This window comes from Flavobacterium algoriphilum (genome assembly GCF_048158655.1).
GTDB lineage: Bacteria > Bacteroidota > Bacteroidia > Flavobacteriales > Flavobacteriaceae > Flavobacterium > Flavobacterium algoriphilum.
On record NZ_JBLNKY010000005.1, the window covers coordinates 47,899 to 62,433 of the forward strand.

General features: G+C 33.0%; 11 protein-coding genes. 4 read left to right on the plus strand and 7 right to left on the minus strand.

All coding sequences use genetic code 11. From position 1 onward, the window contains the following. Positions 1-104 precede the first annotated feature (104 nt). Positions 105-914, plus strand: a complete 810-nt coding sequence (locus tag ACM55G_RS09935; RefSeq protein ID WP_416843766.1) for a lysophospholipid acyltransferase family protein — start codon at positions 105-107, stop codon at positions 912-914. Between the two features lie 41 nt (positions 915-955). Here the strand turns inward: ACM55G_RS09935 and ACM55G_RS09940 are convergent, their stop codons facing one another. Then, positions 956-1,588: a hypothetical protein gene (locus ACM55G_RS09940; RefSeq protein WP_416843767.1), complete on the minus strand. Its 633-nt coding sequence runs from the start codon at positions 1,586-1,588 to the stop codon at positions 956-958. After that, positions 1,585-2,088 carry an RNA polymerase sigma factor gene (locus ACM55G_RS09945; RefSeq protein ID WP_416843977.1) on the minus strand — a complete coding sequence of 168 codons (504 nt, stop codon included), beginning with the start codon at positions 2,086-2,088 and terminating at the stop codon, positions 1,585-1,587. Before ACM55G_RS09945 ends, ACM55G_RS09940 begins: the two co-directional genes overlap by 4 nt. Before the next feature lie 285 nt (positions 2,089-2,373). Here ACM55G_RS09945 and ACM55G_RS09950 point away from each other — a divergent pair, with 285 nt between their 5' ends. Next, a complete protein-coding gene (locus ACM55G_RS09950) occupies positions 2,374-3,678 on the plus strand; it encodes an NAD(P)/FAD-dependent oxidoreductase (RefSeq protein WP_416843768.1) in 1,305 nt (434 codons plus the stop codon). A gap of 628 nt (positions 3,679-4,306) precedes the next feature. After that, entirely contained in the window at positions 4,307-5,521 is a 1,215-nt protein-coding gene (locus tag ACM55G_RS09955; RefSeq protein ID WP_416843769.1) for a 3-oxoacyl-[acyl-carrier-protein] synthase III C-terminal domain-containing protein, read from the plus strand. Between the two features lie 48 nt (positions 5,522-5,569). Here the strand turns inward: ACM55G_RS09955 and ACM55G_RS09960 are convergent, their stop codons facing one another. Beyond that, complete coding sequence (locus ACM55G_RS09960; RefSeq protein ID WP_416843770.1) at positions 5,570-6,634, minus strand: DUF3810 domain-containing protein; 1,065 nt, start codon at positions 6,632-6,634, stop codon at positions 5,570-5,572. A 109-nt stretch (positions 6,635-6,743) separates the two neighbouring features. On the opposite strand from ACM55G_RS09960, the gene ACM55G_RS09965 reads away from it, so the two are divergent. After that, entirely contained in the window at positions 6,744-8,204 is a 1,461-nt protein-coding gene (locus ACM55G_RS09965; protein WP_416843771.1) for an aminoacyl-histidine dipeptidase, read from the plus strand. Positions 8,205-8,638: 434 nt separating this feature from the next. Here the strand turns inward: ACM55G_RS09965 and ACM55G_RS09970 are convergent, their stop codons facing one another. The 4 genes from ACM55G_RS09970 to ACM55G_RS09985 form a co-directional block, all read right to left on the minus strand. Then, positions 8,639-8,794, minus strand: coding sequence for a hypothetical protein (locus tag ACM55G_RS09970; protein WP_416843773.1), 156 nt, complete (start codon positions 8,792-8,794; stop codon positions 8,639-8,641). Between the two features lie 124 nt (positions 8,795-8,918). Next, positions 8,919-9,686, minus strand: a complete 768-nt coding sequence (locus ACM55G_RS09975; RefSeq protein ID WP_416843774.1) for a carboxypeptidase-like regulatory domain-containing protein — start codon at positions 9,684-9,686, stop codon at positions 8,919-8,921. An 86-nt stretch (positions 9,687-9,772) separates the two neighbouring features. Continuing rightward, on the minus strand, positions 9,773-11,701 hold the full coding sequence (locus ACM55G_RS09980) for a DEAD/DEAH box helicase (protein ID WP_416843775.1): 1,929 nt from the start codon (positions 11,699-11,701) through the stop codon (positions 9,773-9,775). 204 nt (positions 11,702-11,905) lie between these two features. Next, positions 11,906-12,484 carry a non-canonical purine NTP diphosphatase gene (locus tag ACM55G_RS09985; protein WP_416843776.1) on the minus strand — a complete coding sequence of 193 codons (579 nt, stop codon included), beginning with the start codon at positions 12,482-12,484 and terminating at the stop codon, positions 11,906-11,908. Positions 12,485-14,535: the final 2,051 nt, after the last annotated feature.

Below are 14,535 nucleotides of genomic sequence, written 5' to 3' on the forward strand. Positions count from 1 at the left end.
TTATTAACTATGTTTTGTTAAAAATTTTGCTAAAAATCAGTAAGGAACTACAAATATAATTTTCGTACGTTTGTAATCCAGATTAATAAAAAAGACACGGTTTTATGGTATTGTTTAAGAGAAATCCTTTTGGGCACATATTATTTATAAAAAAATGGCTGATCCGAATCTTCGGAGCAATCACCCACAGACGTTACAGAGGATTTAACGAATTACAAATTGAAGGTTCTGAAATTATCAGAAATTTACCGGATACCAGCGTACTTTTTATTTCCAATCATCAAACCTATTTTGCCGATGTTGTAGCCATGTTTCATGTCTTTAATGCTAGTTTAAGCGGGCGTGACGATACAATTAAAAACGTGTGTTACCTCTGGCATCCCAAAATGAATATTTATTATGTTGCCGCCAAAGAAACGATGAAAGCCGGTTTATTGCCAAGGATTATGGCCTATGCAGGTGCAATTTCGGTAGAGAGAACTTGGAGAGCTAAAGGAGTCGATGTTGAAGAAAAGAAAGATGTAAATCCAGATGATACTGAAAATATCAAAATTGCGCTAAAAGATGGCTGGGTAATCACTTTTCCGCAAGGAACTACAAAATCGTTCAAACCCGTTCGTAAAGGAACGGCTCATATAATCAAACAACACAGACCTATTGTTGTTCCCATTGTTATTGATGGTTTCCGTCGTTCGTTTGATAAAAAGGGATTGCGCATGAAAAAGAAAGGAATCCTGCAGTCCTTTATCATCAAAGAACCATTAGATATTGATTACGATACCGATACAATTGATGAAATTGTTGAAAAAGTAGAATATGCTATTGAACAACATCCTTCGTTTTTAAAAGTTATCCCAACCGAAATAATCAAAGAACAGCAAGAATTAAATAAAACCCGAAGTTGGGAATATTAAATAAAAAGAGGGCAGTTCATTGTGAACTACCCTCTTTTTATTTACAAATCTATCTTTTTCAATTCTTTATAATTGGCATATAATCTTTTCAACAATATTCCATACAATAACTTATAAAACAACCAGAATATTCCAAAAAGTACAGCGATAGTCAAAATTAGAATGCCTATTGTGATGGCCATAATTTTTCCGTCGTTGGCAATCTTTTCCTTTAACATGCTTACGTCAGGATTGTAAGAAAAGGCAATTACAAAACCAATAATTAAGCTAAAAACAATCATTCCAAGATTATACCAAACATAATATTGGACTGTTTTACGGGTTTTTAGAATGTCTTTCATCAACTGTTTTGTGGAATCAGTTGTCGAAATCAAAATGTAGTTTTTATAAAATAAATAAATAAAAACCAATATTACGCCATAATTAAAAATGGTTAGCACCTCAAAATATTGGATTAATTCATCATGCTTGATCTTTTTTAAATAATCATCCGAATTAAAAACAACACTAATTGACGTCCACAATAAAACTTCCAAAATGCTGATAATCAAAATCCATCTCACTATCGAAGATGATTTTTTATGAATCATTTTGTAAATCTCTATTTCCGAAACTTGTTCAAAAGAATTATCATTCTTTTGCCAATCTTTTTTTAATAAATCCAGCTCTTTCATACTCCTAATGGATTTAATATTTTTTTCAATTTCCCCTTTATTCTATTCATTTTAACTCTGGCATTCACTTCACTAATTCCTAAAGTCTCGGCTATTTCGGTGTAATCTTTATCCTCAAGATACATAAAAACTAACGCTTTTTCAATATCATTTAGCTGATAAACAGCCTTGTACATGAGTTTTATCTGTTCTTCTTCCTCATAATTATACTCAACATCGTTCAAAAAATGTTGCCGCCCTTCAAACTCAATGGTACTTATGGATCGCTTGGTTTTTCGGTATAAAGTGATTGCAGTATTCAAAGCCACGCGATACGCCCAAGTCGAAAATTTGCTGTCACCCCTAAATTTTGGAAACGCTTTCCAGAGCTGAATCGTGATTTCCTGGAACAAATCCTTGTGTGCATCATCGCCATTAGTATACAACCTACAAATTTTGTGGATTATATTCTGATTTTCCTTCAACTGCTTTACAAAAGAATGTTCTAAATTATCACTCATACAGACGTTAGTTATCCAAAGATAGATTTTGTTACAAAGTAGCCCTTTTTTTCTGGAAGCACAAGTTTTTAGAATCCAAGAGAAGGATTCGTCCCGCTGTACATTACAATCTTTCCAGTCCTGAAAAAAAGCAGGACTAGAAAGGATTTCCATTGCCATCTGGGCTAATTTACACGTTTAGATTTCTTAAGAACTTTTTCCAAACAAAAATTTTGATAATAATGATAGAATTCAAAATTGTAAAACATTGTATCTTTGAGTATCAACAATTCAGACTTTTTAAATATGAACATCCCTAATTCAGATTTACCCCGAATAGTCATCATAGGAGGAGGCTTTGCAGGACTTGCACTGGCCCGAAAATTAAAAAATAAAGACGTCCAAGTTGTTCTTTTAGACAAACACAACTATCATACTTTTCAACCTTTATTGTATCAAGTGGCCACTGGCGGACTCGAAGCGGGTTCTATCGCATATCCTATCCGGAAAGTAATTCATGAATACGATGATGTCTATTTTAGATTAACTACGGTAGCAGAAATTGATACTAAAAATCAAAAAGTAATTGCTGAAATCGGAGAACTGAGTTATGATTATCTCGTAATAGCGACGGGTTCCAAAACCAATTATTTTGGCAATAAAGAAATAGAGCGCAACAGTATGTCCATGAAAACCATACCGGAGTCGCTCAATATTCGCAGTCTTATTCTTGAAAATTTCGAACAAGCCGTTTTAACCACTGACATTATCGAAAAAAATAGCCTTATTAATTTTGTACTCGTTGGTGGCGGGCCAACAGGAGTAGAACTGGCTGGTGCTTTAGCAGAAATGAAAAAAGCCATTTTGCAAAAAGATTATCCTGATCTTGATATTGCAAAGATGGAAATCAATCTCATTCAAAGTGGCGACCGAATTCTCAATACCATGAGCGAGCATTCCTCACAAGCCGCCGAAAAATTTCTAACACGTTTGGGGGTGAAAATCTGGAAAAATGTTCGCGTTACTAATTATGACGGGCGAACGATTCTTACCAACTCTGATTTAACATTTGAAACTGCGACGGTAATCTGGACTGCGGGTGTAGAAGGTGCTATAGTTGCCGGATTAGATGCTAAATCTTTGATTGAAAAAGTAGCGCGCATTCGAGTAAACGAATACAATCAAGTCGTAGGTTACAATAATATTTTTGCTGTGGGCGATATAGCATCTATGGAAACTGAAGCATATCCGCAAGGACATCCCATGATGGCACAACCTGCCATGCAACAAGGCAAATTGTTGGGAGAAAACATAATTAAATTAATTGGGAAACAACCCATGGAAGCTTTTGAATACATTGACAAAGGGGCCATGGCAACCATAGGCAGAAATAAAGCGGTTGTCGATTTGCCAAAATACCATTTTAGTGGTGTTTTTGCGTGGTTTGTCTGGATGTTTGTGCATTTGTTCTCTCTTATTGGCTTCAAAAACAAAGCGGTAGTTTTCTTGAATTGGGTGTATAACTACATTCGTTTTGACCGCGAAGGACGATTGATTATCCGCCCGTATAAAAAGAAAAGTTTTACTGTCTTTACCAGTGATGAGGTGTGAAATATAATAATTTTAGGGGATCTTGTTGCCTGAAATTTTAATTCTTAGACGTTTTAAAATGATAAAAAAGGTGCTAACGTAATAGTTTTCAAACGAAATTTAGTTACGAGTCTGTTGGAAAAATCGGGAACTGAAATAAAAGTAGAAAATGCTTCTTGTGTGCAAATTAAAGAATATCGTAATTAGTATCACATCATCAAAAAAACGGATCCTAACCCCCATGTCAAAATCTTTATCTTTTAAGATAGTGGTTTCAATTTCTCTATTTGAATCGTATTTTTAAAACAGAAATGTTTACTAAATAAGTTTTTTAAACGTTTGAATTAACTTGAAAATGGGTTCCTGTAAATTAGCGATTAATATTTTAAAATTTAACAATAAAAGTTGCGCTGACATTTCTATAGGTCTGATAATCAGTACTATTTCTAAATGTAGAATCATTCTTACAATGTATTGATAATTAGTATTTTAACAAAAATATGGCTTTTGTAAGTAATTGATAATCAGTTACTTGAAATTATTTAGTTTCAGTAAATTATTGACATTGTTTTTAGAATTAATTTTAATTAATTTTATAGTAATAATTTATGTTTAATTAATTTTATAGTAATAATTTAAGATATAATTAATGGAAAATGTAATCCTTTCCAATTTTCATCCCATTTTGGTAGGAAAATTAATAGATCAAACAAAGCTCAATCAGTACACAAAATTCCTTTATTATCATTTTCAAAATCTCCAACAATCTGGAAATTATGAAAGTAATGGAGTTGAGCCATTAAGTTTTGAATTTATATCTGATCATGTAGATAAATATTCGGTTTCTTCAGAAAGCATAAATTGTAGACAAATTTTAATTTTTGAAGATGTTGAGGATTTTATTGAAAATGAAATGGATATTACGATTCCTTCTGCATACCATTTTCCTAGCGGTTTTGAGGTGAAGGCGGGAAATCTCTCTGGACCTAAAATAGAGGTCCGAATGGAATGGTTTAAAAGAAAAATGGGATATGTTTTTGATGAGTTTTATTTAAATAAAATTTGTTGTCCGGAAAATCTGATTCATGTTACTTGTTCCGGTTATTCTTCTCCTAGTGTTGCCCAGGAAGCAGTAATAGAAAGAGATTGGGAAACGGTTCAAGTTACTCATTCCTATCATATGGGATGTTACGGTGCTTTTCCAGCAATTCGTACAGGGAGAAGTTTGCTTTGCTCTAGTGATACTAGGGGTAGAGTCGATATAGTTCACACTGAATTATTGTCAGCCCATTTAAATTTAGTTGAGTTTTCCAATTCAAACACCATGATTTGTTCTCTTTTTGCAGATGGATTCATAGGCTATTCTTTATTTGATGAGGAATCGTATATGCAAGATGATTCCTTTGAAGAGAAAAAAGGATTGCGAATTATAGCGGCTCATGAGGTAATTATTCCAGATTCATTGGAAGATATGTCTTGGGATTTAGGGGAGTATAATTTTTTAATGACGCTTTCTAAACGCGTTCCGGTTTTTATTCGTAAAAATATCAAACCTTTTTTGACTACACTTTGCAAAAAAGGACATGTGGATCTTGATGAAGAGAAAGCCAATATGCATTTTGCTATACATCCCGGCGGACCAAAAATCATAGATTATGTGATAGATGCCGTTGGATTGTCTAAAGACCAGGGTTTTTGGTCTTACGAAATATTACGGCGTATGGGGAATATGTCTTCGGCAACAATTCCACATATTTTTAATGAAATTGTAAATGATCCAAACATAAAATCAGGAACAAAAGTGGTAGCAATGGCATTTGGCCCTGGACTTACAGCTACAGGATTATTGCTTGAAAAAATGTAAAATTCGAGTAAAATTAAAGAAGGACAATAGGCTATAAGCGGTTTACGTTTATAGCCTATTATTGTTTTTATAATAATTCACCATCAAATTCACAAATTTACTATATCCTTCCATACCGTCTTTTTGTTGATTTAATTTAAGGAAGTGGTCATAAAAAGCATGAAACCCAGTTTCAATTGGGGTTTTATATTGCTTCCAGAAAGTGTCACTTTCTTTGTAGTTTTTCAAAATTCCCGGATGAACAGTTTTTAACAATTGTTTATATATTTTTTCATTTCGAACCTGCCAATTGCTTAAACAATAGCGCAAAGCCATGGTGTATCCAGAATATTTAAAGTATAGATTATCATTTTTTACTGAAGCTAAAAATCCAATAAAATTACATTCACTTTCGCTGGCATAACCCATTTGATGTGCCATTTCATGATTGGTTGTCATTGGGAAACTATACATTGGTCCAAGATAATTTACTTGTGCCTCATTAGTGAACGGATTCAAATAGCCGCCAAAACCCATGTAAGCCAACGGCAAACTGAGAATTGATTTCTTTGTACTTAAATAATTATATGTAAAATAAGAGTATTGATTGGATAAATTTTTATAACCATTCAAGTTCATTTCAAAAACTTGTTCTTGCAAATATGGGAACACCACTTTTAAGCTGTCGTTTTTAGTAATCTGACCTTGAACAGCGTTAGTTTTGGTGATTAATTTTTTGGTGAAAGCCAATAAGTCTGCATCTGAGTATTCTTTTTGGATTGCCATTTTCTCAAAAAGTGGCTGGCGGTGATAATTGTAAGCCCAAAGGATGTGAAATAAAAAATAAAAAACCGAAAGAAAACTTAAAACTGCCAAAATGTTGTTTTTCCAATCTAGTTTCCAGGATTTTCTTTTGTTCCAAAACCATTTTAAAATAAAGAGAATCACTATAAAATAAATAAAATCACCTACTGAAAAAGGGATTGTGCCAAAAATAATTCTCAAAAATTTAGCAATAATTGGATACAAGCCATTACTGTAAAATTGCTCGACATATTGTGGGAAAAAAGAAATAATCTGCAAAAACAGTATTTGGATTAAAAGAAAGAATGAAAGAAAATATTTTGGTTTCACTAGATAAATTTTGAAAATGTAAAGATAATTACAATATCAATTAGTATCGAAAAGAATTTAAACTTTGTAACTTTGGTACTTGTAAATGTTAAACCTCAAACAAAAATAAATGAGTCAAGAAATAAGAAACCTAGAACCTAAAGTACTTTGGAATAAGTTTGCCGATTTGAACGCAGTACCTCGTCCTTCTAAAAAAGAAGAACGTGTGATTGAGTTTATGAAAAATTTCGGAAACAGTCTGGGATTGGAAACTTTTGAAGATGATATCAGGAATGTAATTATTCGCAAACCGGCTACTCCAGGAATGGAAAATCGGAAAGCGATTGTGCTACAAGGTCATTTGGATATGGTGCATCAAAAAAATGCCGATACTGTTTTTGATTTTGATACACAAGGAATAGACATGTATGTGGATGGTGATTGGGTTCGCGCTAGAGGGACAACTCTAGGTGCTGATAACGGTCTTGGAGTCGCCACAATTATGGCAATTTTAGAAAGTAAAGACATTCCGCATCCAGCTATTGAAGCTTTGTTTACCATTGACGAAGAAACCGGTATGACCGGAGCTTTGAACTTAAAAGGGGGAATTCTACAAGGCCAAATCCTGTTAAATTTAGATACAGAGGAAGATGATGAAATTGACATTGGCTGCGCTGGAGGAATCGATGTAACGGCTACAAGAAGTTACCACGAAGAGGAAGTTCCGGAAGGTTCTGTAGGGCATATTATTACCGTAAAAGGATTGAATGGCGGTCATTCTGGAATGGATATTCATAAAGGTTTGGGTAATGCCAATAAAATCATGAACCGCTTGTTATTTGATGCTTTTGAAAATTTCGGTTTGCAAGTGGTGGAAATAAACGGTGGTAGTTTGCGTAACGCTATTCCTAGAGAAAGTATTGCTAAAGTGATTATTTCCGAAATGTTTGATGAAGCTTATATTTTTGACATGCAAGAAATCATTAATGATATCAAAAGTGAATTTAAAACTACAGAGCCAAACTTAACTATCGAAATCGTTAAATGTGATTTGCCGAAAAAAGTGATGGATTTAGGTGTTCAGGAAGGGATAATCAGGGCAATTTATGCAGCGCATAACGGAGTGTATGGAATGAGTGCCGATATGGAGAACCTGGTAGAAACTTCTAATAATATTGCCAGAGTAATTGTAAAAGATGGTGAAATTTCAATAGGATGTTTGACCCGTTCTTCTGTAGAAACGGCTAAATATGATTTGGCTAATTCTTTGCGTTCAGCTTTCGAATTAGTAGGTTGTGAAGTGGAACTTTCAGGTTCTTATCCGGGTTGGACTCCAAATGTAAATTCGGAAATTCTAGACGTCCTGGTTGCTATTTACGAAAAACAAAATAACGAGAAACCAAAAGTTGTGGCTTGTCACGCAGGATTAGAATGCGGAATTTTGGGAACTAATTATCCTGATATGGATATGATTTCTTTTGGACCGACGATTCACGGTGCGCATTCTCCAGATGAAAGAGCGAGTATTTCCTCTTCTCAGAAATTTTGGAAATTTGTTTTGGAAATTTTAGCCAATATTCCAGTCAAATAATAGTGAATTTCAATAAAATACAAAACCCTCGTTTAGCAATAAACGAGGGTTTTTTTATAAAAGAATTAGTCTCTTTTAGGACTGTTTTTTTTATCTCTTTTTTCTTCTTTCTTCTCTTTAGCCGTTTTTAAAGGCTCTTTTTTTGCTGTTTTCTTTGCGTCTTGACTTTTTGCCATGATATTTTATTTAAATTTTGTTTTTAATTTTGATATAAGTAAATGTATAGAATATTTTGATTTGTTTTAAATATTATTTTAGAAAATACCCATCGATGATTAATAATTCAACTCTATTAGCGGCTATAGAGCGATGAGAGCTCAAATCATCAGAAACAACATACGCGTCATTCCTTTAGACAGAATCGTTTGTTCTCCATTCTCCATTTCACTTATGAAATCACCTTCAAGGCAATGTACAATATGGCCTTTTTGGCATTAATGATCTGCTAAATATCCTTCAGAATAAATAACTTTCCGAATTTGGAGCCCTCCTAATTGCAAAGTTTGCCAATAAGCGGTTCCAGTTTCCCCTTTATGTTCAGTTCTTTCTATTTTGTCCCAATTGATGTATTGGAAAGGTATATTAGACATGAATTTTGTTGGATTATTTAAATGTTAGCTAAAACTCAAATTTAATTATTTTAAGAGTGAAAATCCTCAGCTGCTTTCATACAGAGTATTGAAATTGTCTTGAGAATAACCCGTAGATGTTATGTTATTTTTTCTTCAAAATTTTATATTCTTCATAACAGCCACTTATTGCGTCCATGATTTGTAAATCATTTGCTGTTTGTATGAATGCTTCCGAATAATTACAACGTTGCAAAATTTCGGCTAATTCATTTTTATCCACACCAAGAAGTACAGATATTGTTTCTCTGTCGAATTTAGATTCGAGTAGATTTCGAACCGTATCATCCTTTTTCATTTCTTTTAGCTTTTTGAGGTCCTTTGGGTTTTTACCAAAGAAATTATAAAGCATATCCGCAGGGTTAAAGATAGAACCAAGTACTCTACCAAAGGCATTTGGAGAATATTCACCTGCTTCATACCCTTGTGTTAATCCTGAAATGCTATAACGGTAGTTTTCTTTTGTAGGAATTAATTTTGAATCAACTTCCAGATAACCAGTTAAATTAAAAGGTCTTATGACTACTTCCTCTAATGCAATTGCTTTTTCGGTAAGTTGAATTTTCGTGCTTTTATTTTTTATCCAGTCATTTGTAACCCGTACTCTTAAAGATTGGAAGCCTAAGATGGTAAAGTGTAAAGTGTCGTTTGGTTGCACATCAATTTCGAAATATCCTCTCGAATCGGTAGTTGCGCCTCTAACTTTATTGATGTTGATGATATTTACATTAGACAAAGGTTGCTTAGAACTGTTGTTAATAATAATACCATTAACTCTTTGGGAATGTTCTATAACTTGCGCGAAAGCGGTTGCAGATAGTACTAAAAAAAAGAAAACTACAAAATATTTCATAAACTCATTTAAAACTTTAAAAGTAATAAAAGAGGATTAAATATTTTGTAGTTTCTCTATATAATTATAAGAAAATTAACTAAATGTTAGTCTCTTCTTGGTCTTCTTGGTCTTGGTGAATCACCAAAGCTTTCCGAACGTCTAGGCGCTCTGTCAGATGTGCCTTCAGTTCTAGGTCTGTCAGATGAAAAGCCACCTTCTCTTCTTGGAGCAGTACTTCTTGATTCGCTTCTTCCGCCAAATCCACCTTCTCTAGGAGCTGCATTTCTGTCGCTTCTAAATCCACCGCCGCCAGAACCTTCTCTTCTTGGAGCAAAACTACCTTCTCTTCTAGCACCACCAAAACTTCCACCTGAACTTCTTCCATTGTGATCACGTCTTCCGCCACCATCATTTTTAGAAATTTCAACATTGATTCTACGTCCTTCTAATTGTACGTTGTTCAATACTTCCATTACTTTATCAGTATGTTCCGGATCTGTGTTAAAGAAAGAGAAACCTTCTTTTACATCTACTTTGAAAACGTCATCACGACCTAAGTCTAATGTTTCTTTCAAGTAATCTTTCAATGACATCCAATCAAAGTTATCTCTAGAACCTATGTTCACAAAATATCTTGTTGCACCACCATTGTTATTTTCTCTTGGAGCACCATCTCTATCATCACGCTCACGTCTTTCAGAACCTGAAGTTTGATTAGAAATATCTCTAGTTTTTTTGTAATAATTGATAAAACGGTTAAATTCAACCGATACCATTTTCTTGATTAATTCTTCTTTCGATAAATCTTCAAGAACGCTGTTAATTGCAGGAAGATAGTTGTCAATTTCGTGATCAACTTCTACATCTTTAATTTTATTAGCTAAGTGTAATAATTGGATTTCGCAGATTTCAATTCCAGAAGGAATCGTTTTTTCTTCGAATTTTTGTTTGATGATTCTTTCAATTGAAGAAATCTTACGCAATTCGCTTTTAGTTACGATTACAATAGAAGTTCCTAATTTACCAGCACGACCAGTACGACCTGAACGGTGGTTATACGTTTCAATTTCGTCAGGTAATTGATAATTCACTACGTGAGTAATGCTATCAACATCAATTCCACGTGCAGCAACATCAGTAGCTACAAGCATTTGGATTTGTCTTCCTCTAAAAGATTTCATTACACCATCACGTTGCGCTTGAGATAAATCGCCGTGCAATGCAGCAGCGCTATATCCGTCTTCAACTAATTTTTCAGCAACAGCTTGCGTATCTCTTTTGGTACGACAAAAAACTACTGAGAAAATGTCTGGATTAGCATCAGCTAAACGTTTCAAAGCTTCGTAACGATCACGTGCATTTACAAGGTAAAATTCGTGAGAAACTGTAGCAGAACCTGAATTTTTAGCTCCAACTGTAATTTCAATTGGATCTTTCATGAATTGTTTTCCAATTCTAGCTACTTCAGCAGGCATAGTTGCAGAAAACAACCATGTGCTTTTCTCGTCTGGGGTAGTAGAAAGGATGTTTACGATATCTTCGTAGAAACCCATGTTTAACATTTCGTCAGCTTCGTCTAGAATACAATAATTGATTTGAGAGATGTTTACTAAACCTCTATTAATCATGTCTTGCATTCTTCCTGGAGTTGCCACAATAATTTGTGCGCCTCTCTTTATGTCTCTCGCTTGTTCTGTTATGCTAGCTCCACCGTAAACTGCTACCACATTAATACCTTTTTCGTATTTAGAGTAGTTTTTAATTTCGTTGGTAATCTGCAAACAAAGTTCGCGTGTTGGAGATAAAATTAATGCTTGTGTATTTCTGTTGTTGGCATCAATTTTCTGAATAACTGGAAAACCAAAAGCTGCCGTTTTCCCTGTCCCTGTCTGAGCCAACGCAACCATATCTGTGTCTTTTTCCAATAATAGGGGAATCGCTTTCTCCTGTACTTCGGTCGGATTTTCAAATCCTAGATCTAAAATCGCCTTCAGTAACGATTCACTCAATCCTAATTGTTCAAATTTATTCATATGTATTTTTAAAATAGGGTGCAAAATTACTGTTTATAATTCATATAAACTAATGCTATTTTAAGATTTAATGATTTATTGTAATTTGATTATCAGAAAGTTATGTTTTTTATTTGTGAAACGTAGGTTTTGATTTAAAAAACGAGTGTGAGATTACGACCCAAATTCGAATATATTGTTATAAAAATGTGGTATTAAAAACATTTATTTATTTTCCTTCAAGAAGTCTATTAGTTGGAGTGTCGCTTTTCCTCTGTGACTGATTTTATTTTTTATGTCCAATGATAATTGTGCAAAAGTTTCCTGATATTCTTCAGGTTTAAAAATAGGGTCGTAGCCAAATCCTTGATTACCTGTCTTTTCTAAAGTAATTTCACCTCGGGCGATTCCTGTAAAAAGATGTTGTTCACCATTTAAATTTAATGCAATCACTGTTTTAAATTGTGCTTTTCTATCATTTTTACCTAATAATGCATTCAATAATTTATTCATATTATCATCAGCATCGCGCTGTTCGCCAGCATATCGTGCAGAAAAAACTCCAGGTTCCCCATTTAAAGAATCCACTTCAAGTCCAGTGTCGTCAGCAAAGCAATCGTAACCATAGTTGCGAGTAACGTAATTGGCTTTTAAGATGGCATTACCTTCAATTGTATCTGCTGTTTCAGGAATTTCTTCATGACAGCCAATGCTTTCTAAACTTAGAATTTTGATTGTTTCGGGAAGTATGCTTTGTATTTCCAGAATTTTGTTTTTGTTGTTGGAAGCGAAAACGAGTTGCATTTTTTAGGTTTTAATTTAATTATCCAAAGATACATTTTTTTAGAAATTTCATTTTGATGAAGCTTATAGCGCACTAACCGCTCCTAAATAATAGCAATTAAAATATTGACTTAATGTGTTATAAATAAGCAAGTTAATTAATGGTTAAAATATATTTTTTTTATAGTTTAAACTAATAATACTTATATCTTTGGGTGCGGTTTTGATTAATCACTTGTATAAAACCATCTGAAAAGAGAAGCTTATTCAAATAGTAATTTTATGCTTAAGGGTATAATTTGATAAATGGTAAATCAAAATCTACAATCGGAGGCCCTTTAAAAAGGCCTCCTTTTTTGTGAAGTATTGTGGTTGAATTTGCAATGAATTGATCAATTTTTATGATAGTTTTTTTTTTAATTATTTGTATTTCAGTAAGTTAATGATTAGTTAAAATGGTTTATTAGAGTAATTTGAATCGAAATTTGCCTTATCTTTGATTATGGTTTTGATTTGTTCTTGAATATAACCATCTGCAAAGAGTAGTGTATTTCATAGTTAGTTATATCGAAAGATATGAGTTGACAATAACAAATCAAAGTCTGAATTAGAGGCCCTTTAAAAAGGCCTCTTTTTTTGTGGCTATTGACCAAGATTGATTCTTGACGGCTAGAAATTTTATATTAAATAGTTGGTTTTTAAAAGCCCAAAATCACAGCGTTAATTAAGAGTTAAAGTGTTTTATTAGAATGGTTTGAAGTTGAATTTGTTTTATTTTTGAAGATGGTTTTGATTTGTTCTTGAATATAACCATCTGTAAAGAGTAGTGTATTTGATAGCTAATTGTATCGAAAGATAGGAGTTGACAATAATAAATCAAAGTCTGAATTAGAGGCCCTTTAAAAAGGCCTCTTTTTTTATGGATATTGACCAAGATCGGTTCTTGACGGGTAGAAATTTTATTTTAAATAGTGGTTTTTAAAATTCTAAAATCACGGCGTTAATTAAGAGTTAAAGTGTTTTATTAGATTGGTTTGGAATTAAATTTGCCTTATCTTTGGATATGGTTTTGATTTGTTCTTGAATATAACCATCTGCAAAGAGTAGTGTATTTAATAGTTAATTGTATCGAAAGATATAAGTCGATAATAACAAATCAAAGTCTGAATTAGAGGCCCTTTAAAAAGGCCTCTTTTTTTGTGGCTATTGACCAAGATGGATTCTTGACGGGTAGAAATTTTATTTTAAACAGTGGTTTTTAAAATTCTAAAATCACGGCGTTAATTAAGAGTTAAAGTGTTTTATTAGATTGGTTTGGAATTAAATTTGCCTTATCTTTGGATACGGTTTTGATTTGTTCTTGAATATAACCATCTGCAAAGAGTAGTGTATTTAATAGTTAATTGTATCGAAAGATATAAGTCGATAATAACAAATCAAAGTCTGAATTAGAGGCCCTTTAAAAAGGCCTCTTTTTTTGTGGCTATTGACCAAGATGGATTCTTGACGGGTAGAAATTTTATTTTAAACAGTGGTTTTTAAAATTCTAAAATCACGGCGTTAATTAAGAGTTAAAGTGTTTTATTAGAATGGTTTGGAATTAAATTTGCCTTATCTTTGGGTATGGTTTTGATTTGTTTGTGAATATAACCATCTGCAAAGAGTATTGTATTTGATAGTTAATTGTATCGAAAGATATAAGTCGATAATAACAAATCAAAGTCTGAATTAGAGGCCCTTTAAAAAGGCCTCTTTTTTTGTGGCTATGCGTCAGGAAAAATTAATTATTTTTTTCTTGCCTTCTTAATTATAAACAGTTGTCATTGAAATTCCTAAACTAAATTTCAGGATATTAACGACTTTAGTTTAAGTATTATAAAATGACACGTTAACGATTAGCCAAAGTGCTAATTTGTATATCCAGAACAGGCTGTATTGAGATAGTAATTGATAATAGGTACAGTATTTCCAAAATTGAAAAATTTTTTGTTTTACAGTGAAAGTTATTTTAAGATTTTGTGCTTTAAATGCTATTATTTGAAATGAATTGTTTTACTTCACATAATAGAAAA